The organism is Pseudomonas protegens, from assembly GCF_003363755.1.
Taxonomy (GTDB): Bacteria; Pseudomonadota; Gammaproteobacteria; order Pseudomonadales; family Pseudomonadaceae; genus Aquipseudomonas; species Aquipseudomonas danubii.
This window is the reverse complement of record NZ_CP031396.1, coordinates 6,330,198-6,347,892: the sequence shown is the minus strand read 5'-3', so window position 1 is coordinate 6,347,892 and position 17,695 is coordinate 6,330,198. Positions and strand designations below refer to the sequence as shown.

Annotated in this window: 14 protein-coding genes; 6 read left to right on the top strand and 8 right to left on the bottom strand. The window is 65.4% G+C overall.

Annotation, left to right across the window (positions count from 1 at the left end; translation table 11 throughout):
* Positions 1 to 89 precede the first annotated feature (89 nt).
* Complete coding sequence (locus DWF74_RS28875; RefSeq protein ID WP_115582256.1) at positions 90 to 500, bottom strand: hypothetical protein; 411 nt, start codon at positions 498 to 500, stop codon at positions 90 to 92.
* Positions 501 to 730: 230 nt separating this feature from the next.
* On the opposite strand from DWF74_RS28875, the gene DWF74_RS28870 reads away from it, so the two are divergent.
* The 6 genes from DWF74_RS28870 (at position 731) to DWF74_RS28840 (ending at position 8,835) form a co-directional block, all read left to right on the top strand.
* Positions 731 to 3,952 (top strand): efflux RND transporter permease subunit, encoded by a 3,222-nt coding sequence (locus DWF74_RS28870; protein WP_115582255.1) that lies wholly within the window; start codon positions 731 to 733, stop codon positions 3,950 to 3,952.
* A complete protein-coding gene (locus DWF74_RS28865; protein WP_115582254.1) occupies positions 3,942 to 5,108 on the top strand; it encodes an efflux RND transporter periplasmic adaptor subunit in 1,167 nt (388 codons plus the stop codon). The genes DWF74_RS28870 and DWF74_RS28865 overlap by 11 nt, the downstream gene beginning before the upstream one ends.
* Complete coding sequence (locus DWF74_RS28860; protein ID WP_115582253.1) at positions 5,092 to 6,513, top strand: efflux transporter outer membrane subunit; 1,422 nt, start codon at positions 5,092 to 5,094, stop codon at positions 6,511 to 6,513. The genes DWF74_RS28865 and DWF74_RS28860 overlap by 17 nt, the downstream gene beginning before the upstream one ends.
* Before the next feature lie 128 nt (positions 6,514 to 6,641).
* On the top strand, positions 6,642 to 6,821 hold the full coding sequence (locus DWF74_RS28855) for a type II toxin-antitoxin system HicA family toxin (RefSeq protein WP_108543126.1): 180 nt from the start codon (positions 6,642 to 6,644) through the stop codon (positions 6,819 to 6,821).
* A 43-nt stretch (positions 6,822 to 6,864) separates the two neighbouring features.
* On the top strand, positions 6,865 to 7,272 hold the full coding sequence (locus DWF74_RS28850; RefSeq protein WP_102864418.1) for a type II toxin-antitoxin system HicB family antitoxin: 408 nt from the start codon (positions 6,865 to 6,867) through the stop codon (positions 7,270 to 7,272).
* Between the two features lie 1,290 nt (positions 7,273 to 8,562).
* Positions 8,563 to 8,835, top strand: a complete 273-nt coding sequence (locus DWF74_RS28840; protein WP_102864417.1) for a hypothetical protein — start codon at positions 8,563 to 8,565, stop codon at positions 8,833 to 8,835.
* 198 nt (positions 8,836 to 9,033) lie between these two features.
* On the opposite strand, the gene msrA is transcribed toward DWF74_RS28840, so the two are convergent.
* The 7 genes from msrA to DWF74_RS28805 form a co-directional block, all read right to left on the bottom strand.
* Entirely contained in the window at positions 9,034 to 9,498 is a 465-nt protein-coding gene (gene msrA, locus DWF74_RS28835) for a peptide-methionine (S)-S-oxide reductase MsrA (RefSeq protein ID WP_430757462.1), read from the bottom strand.
* Complete coding sequence (locus tag DWF74_RS28830) at positions 9,495 to 10,550, bottom strand: glycine betaine ABC transporter substrate-binding protein (RefSeq protein WP_041117702.1); 1,056 nt, start codon at positions 10,548 to 10,550, stop codon at positions 9,495 to 9,497. The genes msrA and DWF74_RS28830 overlap by 4 nt, the downstream gene beginning before the upstream one ends.
* Positions 10,547 to 12,628: an ATP-binding cassette domain-containing protein gene (locus DWF74_RS28825; RefSeq protein ID WP_115582251.1), complete on the bottom strand. Its 2,082-nt coding sequence runs from the start codon at positions 12,626 to 12,628 to the stop codon at positions 10,547 to 10,549. The genes DWF74_RS28830 and DWF74_RS28825 overlap by 4 nt, the downstream gene beginning before the upstream one ends.
* Before the next feature lie 150 nt (positions 12,629 to 12,778).
* Positions 12,779 to 13,747 carry an aliphatic sulfonate ABC transporter substrate-binding protein gene (locus DWF74_RS28820; RefSeq protein WP_060838862.1) on the bottom strand — a complete coding sequence of 323 codons (969 nt, stop codon included), beginning with the start codon at positions 13,745 to 13,747 and terminating at the stop codon, positions 12,779 to 12,781.
* Between the two features lie 109 nt (positions 13,748 to 13,856).
* Entirely contained in the window at positions 13,857 to 14,387 is a 531-nt protein-coding gene (locus DWF74_RS28815; RefSeq protein WP_232642401.1) for a hypothetical protein, read from the bottom strand.
* Between the two features lie 142 nt (positions 14,388 to 14,529).
* The gene (locus tag DWF74_RS28810) at positions 14,530 to 15,807 is read right to left on the bottom strand and encodes a Zn-dependent hydrolase (RefSeq protein WP_115582250.1); all 1,278 of its coding nucleotides are present in this window, start codon (positions 15,805 to 15,807) and stop codon (positions 14,530 to 14,532) included.
* A 225-nt stretch (positions 15,808 to 16,032) separates the two neighbouring features.
* Positions 16,033 to 17,520 (bottom strand): NCS1 family nucleobase:cation symporter-1, encoded by a 1,488-nt coding sequence (locus DWF74_RS28805; RefSeq protein ID WP_115582249.1) that lies wholly within the window; start codon positions 17,518 to 17,520, stop codon positions 16,033 to 16,035.
* Positions 17,521 to 17,695: the final 175 nt, after the last annotated feature.

The window sequence follows — 17,695 nt, the reverse complement described above, 5'->3', positions numbered from 1 at the left end:
TCATCACCCGGCTCACCGTGCCGCTATAGTCGGCCCCGTCTCTTTAGCTTGAGCGAAACGTCCTTGTTTCAGTGACGCAAACAGCCCCGTCAGCCTGGCATGCAGGCAAAGCCATGGGTGCTGGCCACCTGCTTGCCCTTGGCGTCATACAAGCGAACCGACACCTCGGTCCCCAGGCTCGACTCCACCAGTTTGTAATGCTCACCGGCCTTGAAGCCGCTGTAGCTGATATGGCCATTGCAGTCTTGCTGATTGGAGTCGCCGACGCTCTCTTCAAACAGGGTCACGTCCAGGCGATGGGCGCCGGGCTTGACCTCAAAATAACGCCCATCGTCGACCTTCTGCCCATCCACCCGTTCGGCCATCAGGTCGTTGGGCGCCTCTTCCTGCAGGCCAATCCAGGCCTGGCTGGGGTCGGGCTGGGGCATCGGCCCGGCGCAGGCGCTGAGCAAGCAGGCAAACCCCAGGGCGGGAATCAGCAACAGCGGTTTGAGTGTCATGAAAACGTACCTCGCCAATGACAGAAATGAGTGCGACGCCGGTCCAGGACAACCGGCTGCGTCGATGCCCATCAAGGGTGTCGAGGTGTCGGTGCGAGTACAAATGAATCCCAGTGAAAGGAATTTCAGGCCTTACCTAAAACTTCCTTCACCTGGCTGAAAGCCGCGTGTTAGGTGGGTCGCTGCAGGCTGCCGAGGTTTGCAACCCCACTCCCTCGGAGGTTTTCGGCATGCTCGGGCTGGTCAAGACCGCACTGCTCAAGCCCTACACGTTCATCGTGCTGGCGATATTCATCTGCATCATCGGGCCCCTGGCGGCCCTGCGTACCCCCACCGACGTGTTTCCCGACATCGGCATCCCGGTGGTGGCGGTGGTCTGGCAGTACAACGGCCTGTCGCCGGACGCCATGGCCGGCCGGGTAATCTACACCTACGAGCGCTCCCTGAGCACCACGGTCAACGACATCGAGCACATCGAATCGCAGTCGCTGCCGGGCATGGGCATCGTCAAGATCTTCTTCCAGCCCGGAGTCGATATCCGCACCGCCAACGCCCAGGTGACCGCGGTGTCACAAACCGTGCTCAAGCAGATGCCGCCGGGCATCACCCCGCCGCTGATCCTCAACTACAGCGCCTCGACGGTGCCGATCCTGCAGTTGGCGTTTTCCAGCCCGACCCTGTCGGAGGCGAAGATCCGCGACCTGGTGCAGAACAACATCCGCCTGCCCCTGAGCTCGCTGCCAGGGCTGGCCATGCCCACGCCCATGGGCGGCAAGCAGCGCCAGATCACCCTCGACCTGGACCCGCAAGCCCTGGCCGCCAAGGGCCTGTCGGCCCAGGACGTGGGCAATGCCCTGGCGGCGCAGAACCAGATCATCCCGGTGGGCACTGCCAAGCTCGGCGGCGATGAATACACGGTGCTGCTGAACAACAGCCCGACCGCCATCGACGAGCTCAACGACCTGCCGATCAAGACCGTGGACGGTGCGCTGATCACCATCGGCCAGGTGGCCCACGTGCGCGACGGCTCACCGCCGCAGACCAATATCGTGCGGGTCGACGGACGCCGCGCGGTGCTGATGCCGGCGCTGAAGAACGGCAACATCTCCACCCTGTCGATCGTCGACGGCATCCGCCAGATGCTGCCGCGGATCAACGAAACCCTGCCGCCGGCGCTGAAGACTTCGCTGCTGGGGGACGCCTCGGTGTTCGTCAAACAATCGGTGGGCAGCGTGGCCCGGGAAGGCATCATCGCCGCCCTGCTGACCAGCGCGATGATCCTGCTGTTCCTCGGTAGCTGGCGCTCGACATTGATCATCGCCGCCTCGATTCCCCTGGCGGTGCTTTCCGCGATTGCCCTGCTGGCGCTCAGCGGCCAGACCCTCAACGTCATGACCCTGGGCGGCCTGGCCCTGGCGGTGGGGATCCTGGTGGACGACGCCACGGTGACCATCGAGAACATCAACTGGCACCTGGAACAGGGCAAGGCGGTGAAGCAGGCGATCCTCGACGGCGCCAAGCAGATCGTCGGCCCGGCCTTCGTCTCGCTGCTGTGCATCTGCATCGTCTTCGTGCCGATGTTCCTGCTGCAGGGCATCGCCGGTTACCTGTTCCGGCCCATGGCCCTGGCGGTGATCTTCGCCATGGCCAGCTCGTTCATCCTCTCGCGGACCCTGGTGCCCACACTGGCCCTGTACCTGCTCAAGCCCCACGCGCCGGAAGCCGGGCCCGGGCATCACCCGGAAGACGCCTTCATCAACCACCACGAAGGCGAACAGCACGCCAAGCCGCGCAGCGCCCTGGTGCGCGGGCTGCTGGCCTTGCAGCAGGGTTTCGAGGCGCGCTTCTCCAACGTGCGCGACACCTACCACGGCCTGCTGCACCTGGCCCTGGGCCGGCGCAAGACCTTCGTCCTCGGCTTCCTGGCCTGCGTACTGGCCTCCTTCGCCCTGCTGCCGAGCCTGGGCCAGGACTTCTTCCCCGCCACCGACGCCGGGGCCCTGGCCCTGCACGTGCGCCTGCCCCTGGGTACGCGGATCGAGGAAAGCGCGGCGGCCTTCGACCGCATCGAAGCGCGGATTCGCGAAGTGATCCCGGTCGAGCAACTGGACAGCATCATCGACAACATCGGCATCCCCCTGAGCGGCATCGACATGGCCTACAGCAACAGCGGCACCATCGGCCCCCAGGACGGTGATATCCAGGTCACCCTCAAGCCCGGCCACGCGCCCAGCGCCGACTACGTGAAACAGCTGCGCGAAGCACTGCCGGAAAGCTTCCCCGGCAGTCAGTTCGCCTTCCTGCCAGCGGACATCAGCAGCCAGATCCTCAACTTCGGCGCCCCGGCCCCGCTGGACGTGAAAATCTCCGGGCCCAACGCCGAAGCCAACCGCGCCTTCGCCCTGGAACTGCAACGGCGCCTGCAGCATGTGCCGGGCATTGCCGACCTGCGCATCCAGCAGTCCACCGGCTACCCGTCCTTGCAGGTCAAGGTCGACCGCCTGCGGGCCAACGGCCTGGGCATCACCGAGCGCGACGTGACCAACAGCATGGTGGCCTCGCTCGCCGGCAGCTCCCAGGTAGCGCCGACCTTCTGGCTCAACCCGAAGAACGGCGTGTCCTACTCCATCGTCGCCGCCACCCCGCAGTACCGCCTGGACAGCCTGCCGGCCCTGGAGGCGCTGCCGGTCACCGGCAGCAACGGCCAGTCGCAGATCCTCGGCGGCCTGGCGGACATCTCCCGGGTCGAGAGCCCGGCGGTGGTCAGCCACTACAACATCCAGCCGACCCTGGACCTGTACGCCAACGTGCAGGGACGCGACCTCGGCGCCGTGGCCCACGACATGCAAAGGGTCCTGGACGACGCCGCGGCCCTGCGCCCCAAGGGCGCCACGGTCAGCCTGCACGGGCAGATCGACGCCCTGCACGAAGCCTTCAGCGGCCTGAGCCTGGGCCTGCTGGGGGCGGTGGTGCTGATCTACCTGCTGATCGTGGTCAACTTCCAGTCCTGGGTCGATCCGTTCGTGATCATCACCGCCCTGCCGGCGGCCCTGGCCGGGATCGTCTGGATGCTGTTCCTGAGCGGCACCTCGCTGTCGGTGCCGGCGCTGACCGGGGCCATCCTGTGCATGGGGGTGGCTACCGCCAACTCGATCCTGGTGGTGAGCTTCTGCCGCGAGCGCCTGGCGGCACACGGCGACGCCCTCAAGGCCGCCCTGGAAGCCGGCTACACGCGCTTTCGCCCGGTGTGCATGACCGCCCTGGCGATGATCATCGGCATGCTGCCCCTGGCCCTGTCCGAGGAACAGAACGCGCCCCTGGGCCGCGCGGTGATCGGCGGGCTGCTCCTCGCCACCGTCGCCACCCTGATCTTTGTCCCCGTGGTCTTCAGCCTGGTCCACGGCCGTCACCCCCAATCCGCTGTCGTTGGAGAAAACACCCATGTCGCCTGATCACACCCCTTCGCGCAAACGCCTGATGCTCCTGGGCATCGGCGGCCTGAGCCTGGCCGCGCTGCTGGTCGCCAGCGGCCTGGCGGCGCGCACCCGGCATGAACGGGCCGTGGTCGCCTGGACCGAAACCGCCGCCGTGCCGCACGTGCTGGTGTTCCAGCCGCAGCACAACCTGCTGGGCGACACCCTGCGCCTGCCGGCGCACCTGGAAGCCTGGAGCAAGGCGCCGATCCACGCCCGGGTCAGCGGCTACCTCAAGGACTGGAGCCAGGACATCGGCGCCAAGGTGGCCGCCGGGCAGGTACTGGCCCATATCGACAGCCCCGACCTGGACCAGCAAGTGGCCCAGGCCCGGGCGCGGATGATCCAGCAGCAGGCCAATGCAAGGCTGGCGCAGACCACCGCCGAGCGCTGGCAGCACCTTTTGGCCAGCCACTCGGTGTCGCGCCAGGAGGCCGATGAAAAAAGCTCCAACGCCGCCGCGGCCAAGGCCAATGCCCAGGCAGCCGCCGCCGACTACGCACGGCTCACGGCGCTGGAAGACTACAAGACCATTCGCGCGCCCTTCGCCGGCACCATCACCGCCCGCCACACCGACATCGGCCAGTTGATCAAGGCCGACAACGACAGCGACCCGGAGCTATTCGACCTGGCGGACACCCACAAACTACGGCTCTATGTGCCGATTCCGCAGAACTACGCCAGCGTGATCTGCCCCGGCCTGCAAGCGCAACTGACCGTGCCCGAGCACCCGGGCCAGCACTTCAGCGCGCAACTGCTGGGCGACTCCACCGCCATCGACCCGCGCTCCGGCACCCTGCTGGCGCAGTTCGTCGCCGCCAACCCCGACGGCGCATTGCTGCCCGGCGACTATGCCGAAGCCACCCTGGCGATCCCTGCCGACACCCACGGCGTGAGCATCCCCGCCAGCGCGCTGATCTTCCGTGCCCAGGGCACCCAGGTGGCGGTGATCGACAGTGCCAAGCGCGTGCACCTGCGCAGCATCCATATTGGCCTGGACCTGGGCGAGCGACTGGTGATCGACCAGGGCCTGCAAGCCACGGATCACGTCATCGACAACCCGCCGGACGCCCTGCGCGAAGGCGATCTGGTGCAACTGGCCGACGCCGGAGGTGAGCATGCGCCCAAGGCTTAAGCCCCTCGCCGCCCTGCTGGTGCTGGCCCTGCACGGCTGCTCCCTGGCGCCCCATTACCAGGTGCCGGCCATCGACCTGCCGGCGCACTACCGCGAACAGAGCAGCGACGGCCCCTGGCACCCGGCCGCCGCGCCCCAGAGCCTCGCCGAGCACTGGTGGCGGCTGTACCAGGACCCGCAGCTGGATGACCTGCAACAACGCCTGCTCCGAGCCAACCCGGATCTGGCCGCGGCCCTGGCCCACTACGACGGCGCCCAGGCCTACGCCAGCCAACTGCATGCCGGGCTGTTCCCGCAGATCAGCGCCAGCGCCCAGCCATTGCGCCAGCGCCAGTCGGACAGCCGCCCCCTGCGCGGCAGCACGCAACCGTCGATCTACAACAGCAACAGCGCCGGTTTTGCCCTGAGCTTCGACCTCGACCTCTGGGGCCGGATCCGCAATCAAGCAGCGGCTGGCGATGCCCAGGCCCAGGCCTCCGGCGACGACCTGGCGGCGGCGCGCCTGAGCCTGCAAAAACAGCTGGCGAGCCTGTATGTGCAACTCAACGGCCTGGATGCCCAGAGCCGGATCCTGAGCCGTTCCCTGGAGGATTACGCCCAGGCCCTGCAACTGACCCGCGACCGCTATCAGGGGCAGATCGCCTCGGAACTGGACCTGACCCGGGCCCAGAGCCAACTGGCCAGCGCCGAGGCGGAACTGGACGAAGTGCGCGCCCAGCGCAACCTCACCGAACATGCGATTGGCGAACTGGTGGGCGAACCGGCCAGCCGCTTCAGCCTGGCGCCCTCTTCGCGGCTGCTGAGCCTGCCGAGTATTCCCCAGCAACTGCCCAGCACCCTGCTGCAACGCCGACCCGACATTGCCGCCGCCGAACGCCGGGTGTACGCCGCCAATGCCGGCATCGGCATCGCCCGCGCCGCCTGGTACCCGGATTTCAGCCTGACCGGCATGCTCGGCGGGCAGACCCAGGGCGTGGGCAACCTGCTGGCGGCGGGCAATCGCTATTGGGCCCTGGGCCCCCTGATGAACCTGCCGATTTTTGATGGCGGGCGGCTGAGCGCCAATGAGCGTCAGGCCCATGCCGAGTTCGAAGAAGCCGCCGCCCATTACCGTGGGCAAGTGCTGCGAGCGGTTCGGGAGGTGGAGGACAACCTCGGGCAACTGCGGGACTTGCACCAGGAAGCGCTGGACCAGCAGGCAGCGGTGAATGCGGCGCTGCATACCCAGACCTTGGCCATGAACAGCTATCAGGCCGGGGCGGTGAGTTACCTGGATGTGGTGACGGCGCAGACTGCAGCCTTGCAGGCACAACGGGGGTTGCAGGCGCTGCAGACCCGGGAGTTGCAGGCCAGTGTGGGGTTGGTGGTGGCGTTAGGCGGAGGAGAGTCAGCGGCAAGTTTGTAGCGGCAAGCGGCAAGCTAAAAGCTTGAGGTTTGCCGCCTCGCCCTATGAGTCGCCAACCGTTGCTGATCGTGTTGAGCGGGAAAAAGTAGTCATCATACCCACCACCACGACAGGGAGTTGAAAGTGATGTGAACATCCGGCAACTCATCGCCCAGATCGAAGCAGATGGTTGGTATCTGGTCAGGGTCAAGGGCAGTCACCACCACTTCAAACACCCAACCAAGCCAGGCCTGGTCACCATTCCCCATCCCAAAAAAGATCTACTGGCCAAAACGGTAAGCAGCATATTGAAACAAGCCCGGCTCTAACCACCCAGGCTCAAGGCTCCCAGGTCCGAAGGAGGATCAGTCCATGCTCTATCCCATTGCCATTCTCCCCGGTGACGACCAACACGCCTGGGGTGTGGAAGTACCCGATATTCCTGGCTGCTTCTCCGCCGGCGACGACCTCGACGACGCCATGGCCATGGCCCGCGAAGCCATCGAAGGCCACCTGGAATTACTGGCCGAAGAAGGAGCAGCCATTCCCACAGCACGCACAGTGACCCTCCACGCCGCCAATCCCCAGTATCAAGGCTGCACTTGGGCCGTGATTGATATCGACATCACTCGCTACATGGGCAAGGCGGAAAAACTCAACATCACGCTGCCGGGCTATTTGCTGAATCGAATTGATGAATATGTGAAACATCATCCGGAACAGAAAAGCCGATCGGGCTTTTTGGCTCAGGCCGCGTTGAGGGTCTTGCAGGGCGTTTGAGGGTTTTGATTGAAAGGGTGAGGGTTCAGGCTTTGGTTTTGCTCTCCCTTCAGGAGGCCGGAGCGAGGCACCGGATGCAGGGGCAGGAACCCTTTGGTCATTTTGAGCTGGACCGGCATTCCGGCTTTGCCAAAGTCACTCGCCCTTACCGCGAGTTCTGGGTACATATCCGTTGCTGCGGTCACGGCCACTGGCGGTTTCGCTCTTACAGCGAGTCACTTTGGGGCCCCAAAGTAACCAAAGGGCTTTGCCCCTCCACTCGGTGCCTCGCCTAGGCTCGGCATGCCCTCACTCCGGCATTGATCCGTGGGCCGCCGCCACCGGCCATCCCTGGCCGGGTGGCGGCTAACCCGGCGTCCTGCCGGGTTACCCACGGCTCAATGCCTACGTTCGGCCATCGTGGTTAACGGGGCGTTCAGATCAAGATCAAAAACCAGAGCAAGATCAAAATCTGACGGCGGCCTGCCGGCCGGCCTGTTTCATCGCCGTTCGCATTACATGTAGCCGCTGCCGCAGGCTGCGACCGGCTCCGCAGGAGACGCTAAACCTGCCTCCCCGATATTCCTGACCTATCGCGCCGCCTGGTTTTGCGAGCGCGAGCGCTCGTTCGCAGCCTTCGGCAGCGGCTACAAGGAGCCGGCCTGCGCACCTTGGCTTTGGCTTTTGATCTTGATCTTGATCTTCCGGCCCCTTCCCAGCAGGCCGAGCGTAGGCGTTGCATAGGGGGCAACTCGGCATCCATGCCGAAGCGAGGGAACCCCGAGCCCCAGCGAGGGGCCGTATGGAGGGGCAAGCCCTTTTGGTTCCTTTTTGCTGGGCCGGCACTCCGGCGTTTGACAAAAGGGACTCGCCGTAAGGGCGAAACCCTAAGTGGCCATGACCGCAGCAACGAATATGTACCCCGTCAACCTCGCCACAAAGACAAAACCGCCAGCCGCTACACCCGCAGCAACGGATATGCCCCCCAGCAAAACCAGCCACCAACACCACGAAACAAGCGCTCAAACATCTCCCCAACCACCCTGTTGCAGCGCTATGACGTCGCTCCTGTAGTCCCCACTCGCAACACAATCCGCGAGCGACCTTGGCCGGTCGAATATAGGAACGCATCGACTATCAAACCATCATTGCAGTCGCTTTTTGCGCCAGTGATCAAGGGACATGACGGTGATGCGCGGGACACCTTCTGGTGCACTGCTGTCCTGTCTCCGGCCAGTCTTTCCGCGTACTACCGCCCTACTCCTCCCAATCGGCGAAAAAGGTGACTGCTCTGAAAAAGGAGCCGCAGCTATGACTGACCATCACCTCCCTCGCTTCACCCCCATCGACACCCACGACAGCGAACACCCGGTGTTCTACCTCGACACCCAAGCCCCCTTGAGCGACCTGGCCAGCAGCGCCGCTCACCGTTTCACCGTGGTCCGCGACCTGATGGACAGCCTCTCCACCCTGGGGCTGAAAGACATCAGCGATTGCGACCTGACCCGCATCACCCGTGGCGTGCACCTGCTGACACGAGAAGGCTGCGCGGTGTTGGAAGTGATTCAGTGGCGGGTCGCGTAGCAACCCTATTCGCGGACCTGTGGCGAGGGAGCTTGCTCCCGATTGGGCCTCAACCCCATACATCCTGATGCACCGCGTCATCAGGGTTTGGGGCCGCTGCGCAGCCCAGCGGGAGCAAGCTCCCTCGCCACGAAGAGCAGGCAGCAACTAAGACTCCAAGCTCCAAGCTTGTAGCTTGCGGCTTGCGGCTTGCGGCTTCTAGATATGGCAACTGCTCAGGCCATTCTTCTCCAGGTAACGCTGGTGCGCTTCATCCGCCAGTTCGAAGCGGCCCAGGGGCACGATCACCGTGGCCACGGGTTTGTTGAAGCGTCCGGAGTCTTGCAGGGCGGTCTTGGCCGCCCTCGCCTGTTCGGCCTGCACAGCGTTGGTGTGGAAAATCGCCGAGCGATATTTCACCCCGCCATGTTCGCCCTGGCGATCCACCGAGGTGGGATCGTGCAGGCCCCAGAAGTGTTCGATCAGGGTCGAATACGCCAGCACCTGCGGATCGAAATCCACCTGCACCACTTCAATTTGCAAGGCTTCATCCGCCGCTTCCAAGGCGTAGCCCACGCGGCTGTCGATGACACCCGGCAGCGCCCGGAACGCGGCTTCCGCGCCCCAGAAGCAACCGGCGCCAAAGGTCGCTTGTTCGAGGCTGTTCACCGGCGCCCCACTCATTGCGCCACTCCCACTTTTTCGCCGCTGGCGCCCAGCCAGCCATCAACGATCTGCGGGTGCGCGGCGACCCATTCCTTGGCCGCCTGCGCCGCCGGTTGCTGTTCCTTTTCGATCTTGAGGATCAGGTCGTTCAAGGCCTGGGGTTCGATGCTGAAGTTCTCCAGGAACGCGGCGATCCGTGGTGCGCGTTTTTGCAAAGCGCTCGACGCCAGGACATACACCCGGGCATCCGGGTAGGCGCAGGTGATCTTGCTCTTGCTCAGCCAGTCGGCGTCCACCGTGGGGCTGATGAATTTCCAGCAGCCGTCGGCCTTGTACAGCGGGTCGCCCTTCTTGTTGTCCTGGGCGTAGCCGTCGAACGCCGGTTCATCCAGGCGCCGCAGGTCGAAGGCGGAGAAGATCCAGTCCGGGGTGTAGGCGTAGAACACCACGCCGCGCTGGGCCTTGTAGGCGGCGGCGAGCTTGGCGTAGGTCACCGAGGCTTCGGTGGACACCGATTCGAATTTATCGGCAAAGCCAAAATCCTTGGCCTTGATCTGGCCGATGTAGGTCGACTCCCAGCCCGCCGGGCCCACCAGCAGTTGGGCCTTGCCGCCGCCCAGGGGTTCGAAGAGTTTCGCCACTTCGGGCTTTTGCAGGTCGTAGACCGACTTCACGCCGTATTTATCTTGCAGGTAGCCGGGAATGTAGAAGCCTTGCACCCCCAGGTACGGCTGCTTGTTGGGCACCAGGGAGCGGGTGCCGCCGGTGACGTACTTGGCCCAGGCGGCGGACTGGTTGGGCAGCCAGATGTCGGTCAGCACGTCCACCGAGCCGTCGCCCTTGGCGGCAGCAGCAAACAGCACCGGTACGTCACCGGCGAGGTAGGAAACGTCGCCGTCGAGGCGGCTCTTGATCACTTCGCCGAGGATGTTCTGGATGGCGATGGCGCCGGTCCAGTTCTGTTCGCCAATGACGATCTTGTCCTTGGCCAGCACCGGCAGGGACAGACCCAACAACAGCGCGGCGGCGCCAAGGGTACGGGTAAACGACTTGTTCAAGGGACACCTCATGATTGATGCAATGTGCGATCCCGCTGGCGCAGGGTCGCTTGAATGATTCGATCGGGAATCAGCGCGCAGAACACGATCGCGGCGCCGGCCAACATGCCCTCGCCGCCCTTGATGTTGCGCAGCGCGGTCATCACGTCGTAGCCCAGGCCACCGGCGCCGATCAGCGCCGCCACCACCACCATCGACAGGCTCATCACCAGGGTCTGGTTGATCCCCAGCAGCAAGGAACCCGCGGCCAGGGGCAGCTCGACCTTGGTCAGGATCTGCCACGGCGTGGCGCCGTGGGCCAGGGCCGCTTCGACGGCGGTCTTGGGCACTTCCTGAATCCCCAGGGCGGTGAGGCGGATCATCGGCGCCAGGGCGAAGATCACCGTGGCGATCACCGCCGGGGTCTTGCCCACCGAGAAGAACGCCACCGCCGGGATCAGGTACACGAAGGTCGGCAGGGTCTGCATCACGTCCAGCAAGGGAGTGATCAGGCGCCGGGCCAGGGCGCGCTTGGCCAGGAGGATGCCGGCGGGCACGCCGATCAACAGCGAGATCAGCACCGAGGAACCCACCAGGGCCAGGGTGGCGATGGTCCGTTCCCAGAAGCCGAACAGGCCGATGTAGAGCAAGGCCGCGGCGCTGGTCAGGGCCAGGGCGGCGCCGGCGCTGCGCCAGGCCAGCAGCACCAGGGCCAGGGCCGGCACCGGCCAGGGCAGCCAGCCCAGCAGGCTTTCGATGCTTTCGATCACCGTGCGCACGGCGACTATCACGCCGACAAAGCTGCTTTCAAAGGTGACCTGGGACCAGCCGATCAACTGGTCGATGGCCGCCGCGGTGCCCAGCAGCACTTGGCGGTCGGCGGGAAACTGCAGCCAGGGGCCCGAGGCATCGGCGGCCAGTACCCGCCACAGCACCAGGGTCTGGGACAGCAGCAACACCAGCCACGGCAGGCGCCAGTCGGAGCGGCCCAGGCGGCTGGGACGGCGGGCCAGGGTCACACTCAACAGGCGGCTGGACAGCAAGCCGATGAGCGCCAAGGCGACCCAGGCGAAACGGGCCGTGGCCAGCCCCTGCCCCAAGGCTGCGGCGGCGCCCAGCTCCAGGGCAAAGCCCAGCCAGTACAGGCTACCGCGACCGCTGGCGGCCAGGGCCGCGGGCCCCAGCAGCAGGGCCTGGGCCAGGGACAGCCCGGGGCTGACCGGGGCCGGAGCCGGGGTCGTCGCGCGCGGGTGCGGGGCAATCGCCGCCACCGCAGGCGCAGCGCTGCGGGCACCGTGCTCCTGGAAGAAGTCCGCCACTTCGGCATCCGCCGGCTGCTCCAGCAGTTCGGCGGGGGTGCCCAGTTGAATCAGCTGGCCGTGGCGCAATACGGCAATGCGGTCCGCCAGGCGCAGGGCTTCGGCCGGGTCGTGGGTCACCAGCAAGGTGGTGATGCCGCGCTCGCGCACCACCCGCAGAAAGTGGCTTTGCAGGTCGCGGCGAATGGTCGGGTCCAGGGCGCTGAAGGGTTCGTCCATCAGCAGGATGTCCGGCTCGCTGACCAGCGCCCGGGCCAGCCCGACCCGCTGCTGCATGCCGCCGGACAGCTCATGGGGATAGTGCTCGCCCCAGCCGTCCAGGCCCATGGCCTGCAGTTGCACATCCGCTGCGGCGTGACGCAGGGCCTCGGGCTCGCCGCGCAGTTCCAGGGGCAAGGCGACGTTGTCGCGCACGCTGCGATGGGGCAGCAGGCCGAAGTGCTGGAAGACCATGCCGATGCGCCGGGAACGCAGGGTACGCAGTTCCTGGGCCGAGAGTTGGCTGATGGCCGAACCGTCGATCAGCACCTCGCCACTGCTGGGCTCGATCAGCCGGTTGATATGCCGCAGCAAGGTGGACTTGCCGCTGCCGGAGGTGCCCATCAGGCACAGCACTTCGCCACGGCGCACCTGCAGACTGACCTGCTGCACCGCTGGCGGCGCGCTCTGGCCACGGCGGCGGGTGTAGTGCTTGGTCAGGTTGCGCAACTCCAGCACCACGTCGGCGGGGCTCGGTGGCGTGGCGGCTGAGGCTGAGACGGCGAAAGCCTCTTGGGGGTGAACGGCAGACACGGGAACTCCTGACGCCGGGCGCGGGATGGCGTAACCGGCGGTGAACAAGAAAAAAGGGGGGGACCTGTTCGCCGGCAAGCCGGCTCCTACAACGGCATCGCGTGGTGCATGTAGGAGCTGGCTTGCCAGCGAAGGCAATCTAACCAGCGATCACAACTTCTTGGGGCTCCACAACTGCACGGCCCGGGCATCCACCGGCTTGGGCAAGAGTTTTTCCTGGTAGAAGGCATCGGCGATTTTCTGCTGCTCGCCCAAGGCATCGGGCTTGACCGCTTCCACCTGGTAGGTGCGGCGGCTGTTGGCCAGCTCTACCGTCGGCACGTCCAGGTTGCCCCACAACGGGCCCAGCAGTTTGGCCGCCTCGCTCGGGTGCGCCTTGACCCAGGCGCCGGTCTTCTGCAACTCGGCGAATACCTGGTTCAGCACCTCGGGATGGGCCTTGGCGTAGTCATTGGAGGCCAGGTAATAGCGGCGATAACTGGCCAGCCCCTGGCCGTCGTGCAGCACTCGCGCGCCCTGCTGGCGCTGGGCGCTGGCGACGAAGGGCTCCCAGGTGACCCAGGCATCGACCTTGGCGGTTTCCAGGGCCGCGCGGCCATCGGCCGGGGTCAGGTACACCGGCTGGATATCAGCGAAGCTCAAACCCGCTTCGCGCAAGGCGGCGATCAGCAGGTAATGGCTGCCGGCGGCCTTGGTCACGGCAATGCGCTTGCCCTTGAGGTCGGCCAGGGATTTGAGCGGCGAATCCTTGGGGATGACGATGGACTGAGCCGCGGGGGATGGGGTTTCAGTGGCGAAATAGGTCAGTTGGGCCCCGGCGGCCTGGGCGAAGACCGGCACCGTGTCGGCGACATCGGCACTGATGTCGACGTTGCCCACGTTCAGCGACTCCGCCAGCGGCAGGCCACTGGTGAACTCGTGCCAGGTGATGTTGACGCCCTGCCCCGCCAGTTGTTTTTCCAGGGTGCCCTGGGCCTTGAGCAGCGCCAGCAGGGTCGAGGATTTCTGGTAGCCGATGCGCAGGTCGGTATCGGCCTGGGCATTGAGGGCCATGCCCAGCGCCAGACCGGCCAGGGCGGTAATCGACAAGCTACGACGCAAAGCAAAGGGCAGGCGCATGGGGGCGAACCTTCTCGGAGACAGGACAGTCGCTAAAAGCTAATCGATCTAATAAATCGAAAATAAATACTTTTTAGGAATTAGCTTAGGTTCGTGCGACCGACCACCCCTAACGGTCACAAGGCTTGGAACCGCCGAACTCGGTTTTGCGCAGGCAGAAGAAGCCGTTTTTCTTCAAGGTCAGCGGTGCCACGGCGCAAGGCAGCACGGCCTGATTGACCTCGATCGACACCCGCTCGCCCTGCAACTCGCGCTCGTCCAGCCGCAGCTCGCAACTGCCCGCCTGGTCACCTGCCGCGTAGCCGATATGGCTGATCACCCGGTTGTCCAGTTTGATCACCAGGGGGTTCTGCGCCGCCGAACAGGCCGAGAGGCTGGGGTGGCGGGCGTTGATGCTCAGATGGTTGTCATCGCCGGTGGCCGCCGGGACCAGGGGAATGAACAGCAGCGACATCAGGTGGTGGGACGGCGCGGAGGTCAGCTTCACATACAGCGGCTCGGGGCCGCAGGCCAGCTTGAACGAGGTGCCCTGGTCATAGCTTCCCTTGCTGGCGTCCTGCCAACCGCCGAGGCTGTCGGCCTTCCAGTCGTGGCCCCATTTGTAATCGATACAGCCACCCAGGCTCAGAGCCAGGGCCAAACAGAGCGCCATCCTGTGCATAGTCGACATCCCGTGCGAAAAGTTCGCCAGTGTACGCCAGCCGAGCACCTGACGATGCGCCTTGCCGGCGAAGGTGTCGGCGGCCCACCTCTGGCGGGCCCCTTCGCCGGCAGGCCGACTCCTAAGGTTGGCGCTGGGCGATGGATTGGGAGGCGGCGAGCATGGCCCGCAGCAACACGGCGCAACCCGCGGCCAGGTCGTCGGGGTCGGCGTTTTCGATTTCGTTGTGGCTGATGCCGCCTTCGCAGGGCACGAAGATCATCCCCGCCGGGCCCAGCTCGGCGACGAAGATCGCGTCGTGCCCGGCGCCACTGACGATGTCCATGTGGGACAACCCCAAGCCCTGCGCGGCTCCGCGCACGGCGTCGACACACACCGGGTCGAAGTACAGCGGCGGGAAGTCCGCGGTGGGGGTCAGTTCGAAGCTCAGGCCGTGCTCTTCGCAGGTGTTGTCGATCACCTGGCGCACCTCGGCAATCATCGAATCCAGGCGCTCCGGCTCCAGGTGGCGGAAGTCCAGGGTCATGCGCACCTCCCCCGGAATCACGTTGCGCGAGCCCGGGTAGGCTTGCAGGCAGCCGACGGTGCCGCAGGCGTGGGGCTGGTGCCCCAGGGCGGCACGGTTGACCGCCGCCACCACCGCGGCAGCGCCCACCAGGGCGTCCTTGCGCAGGTGCATGGGGGTCGGGCCGGCGTGGGCTTCGACCCCTCGCAGCTTGAGGTCGAACCACTTCTGGCCGAGGGCGCCCAGCACCACACCGATGGTCTTGCGCTCGTCTTCCAGGATCGGGCCTTGCTCGATGTGCGCCTCGAAATAGGCGCCCACCGGGTGCCCGCTGACCGGGCGCGTACCGGCATAGCCGATGGCGTTCAGCGCCTCGCCGACGCTGACGCCCTCGGCGTCGGTCTTGGCCAGGGTGTCTTGCAGGGTGAATTTCTCGGCGAACACCCCGGAGCCCATCATGCACGGCGGGAAGCGCGAGCCTTCTTCGTTGGTCCACACCACCACTTCCAGGGGCGCCTCGGTCTCCAGCTTGAGGTCATTGAGGGTGCGCAGCACTTCCACCCCGGCCAGCACGCCAAAGCAGCCGTCGAACTTGCCGCCGGTGGGCTGGGTGTCGATATGGCTGCCGGTCATCACCGGTGGCAGCTGCGGATTGCGCCCGGGGCGGCGGGCGAAGATGTTGCCGATGCCGTCCACCGTGACCGTGCAACCGGCCTCCTCGCACCACTTCACGAACAGGTCGCGGGCCTGGCGGTCGAGGTCGGTCAGGGCCAGACGGCAGACCCCGCCCTTGACCGTGGCGCCGAGCTGGGCCAGTTGCATGAGCGACTGCCACAGGCGGTCGCGGTTGATGTGCTGATGGCTGGATTGCAGAACCTCGACGGCAGCGTTCATGGTGATCTCCTCAGGCATTTCTTCTGATTTTGTCGGGGGATGCATGACGCAATCACCCGGGATAACGGCCTAGCAACAATCGGTAGGAGCAGGCCGGGCGGTGTTGCGCTTGCCGGCGAAAGGCCGCGCAAGATGTGCGTCGCCCGTGCCGACGTCTTCGCTGGCAAGCCAGCGCCTACAAAAAACCGCGCGTATGTGGTGAGCACGTGAGCGCTGGCTGGGTGTTCATGTTGGGGTCTTGGCGGTCGCCACCTGGGTGCTGCGCCAGGTGCACAGGCCGTAGTAGATCAACCCGCCCAGGGCCGAACCGGTAAACCAGCCGTAGCTGTAGAACCAGTTGAAGGCGCTGCTGCCCAGGGACATCAGGGTCAGGGCCACCGGTACGCCGAAGGCGATGAAACCGTGCCAGTTCCATGCCGGGTAGACGTCGTCGCGGTACAGGCCGGCCAGGTCCAGGCGCTGTTTCTTGATCAGGAAATAGTCCACCACCATGATCCCGGCGATCGGCCCCAGCAGGCTGGAGTAGCCCAGCAGCCAGTTGGAATACACCGTCTCCAGGCTGACGTCGGAAATCAGCAGGCCGAGCTTTTTCAGCAGTTCGTGGCCCATCAGCGCCAGCCCCACCAGACCGGTGAGGATCACCGCGGTGGTGCGGCCGATCAGCTTGGGCGCCAGGTTCTGGAAGTCGTTGGTGGGCGAGACGATGTTGGCCGCGGTGTTGGTGGACAAGGTGGCGATGATGATCAGCGCCATGGCCAGGGCCACCCAGCCCGGGCTCTGGATATGACCGATCAGGCTCACCGGATCGGATACGGTCACGCCCACCAGCTTCACCGAGGCGGCGGTCATCACCACCCCCAGGGCGGCGAACAGGAACATGGTCAGCGGCAGGCCGAAGATCTGCCCGAGGATCTGGTCCTTCTGGCTCTTCGCGTAGCGGCTGAAGTCGGGAATGTTCAGCGACAAGGTGGCCCAGAAGCCGACCATCGCCGTGAGCCCGGCCATGAAGTAACCGGTGACGCTGGCGCCCTCGGGACGCTTGGGCGCGATTGCCAGCAACTCAGTCAGCGACACGCTGGGCAAGGCCCACACCAGCAGGCCGATGCCCACCGCCACCAGCAGCGGCGCAGACAATGTTTCCAGCCACTTGATCGACTCGGCGCCGCGCAGCACCACCCACAGGTTGAGGGTCCAGAAGATCATGAAGCCGATCACCTCGCCGGTGCCGCCCAGGGCCTTCCAGCCCTCGAAGATCGAGCCCAGGAACAGGTGGATCGCCAACCCGCCGAACATCGTCTGGATGCCGAACCAGCCGCAGGCCACCAGGGCGCGGATCAGGCACGGCACGTTGGAGCCGATGATGCCGAACGACGAGCGCAGCAGCACCGGGAAGGGAATGCCGTACTTGGTGCCGGCAAAGGCGTTGAGGGTCAGGGGAATCAGCACCACGATGTTGGCCAGGAGGATCGCCAGCAGCGCCTCGCCGACGCTGAGGCCGAAGTAGGCGGTGAGCACCCCGCCCAGGGTGTAGGTGGGCACGCAGATCGACATGCCGATCCACAGTGCGGTGATGTGCCATTTGTTCCAGGTGCGCTCCTGGACCTTGGTCGGTGCGATGTCGTGGTTGTAACGGGGGCTGTCGAGTACGTCGCTGCCGGCGTCCAGCTCGTACAAGCCTTCGCGCTCGGTCACCTGGGATCTGATCTGTTGCATGGCCGCTCCACTGTTGTTCTGATTATTTTGCTCATCAGGCCGGCGCACTCAGGAACAGCGCGCCGGACGATGGCCGGAGAACTGACGACTTCCGCCCTCCTGGCCAGCGATCTGCGGCGGCACTCAATAAAGATGCCAACTAAGGCCGAACTCGCTACTGCACAGTGTGCGAAAT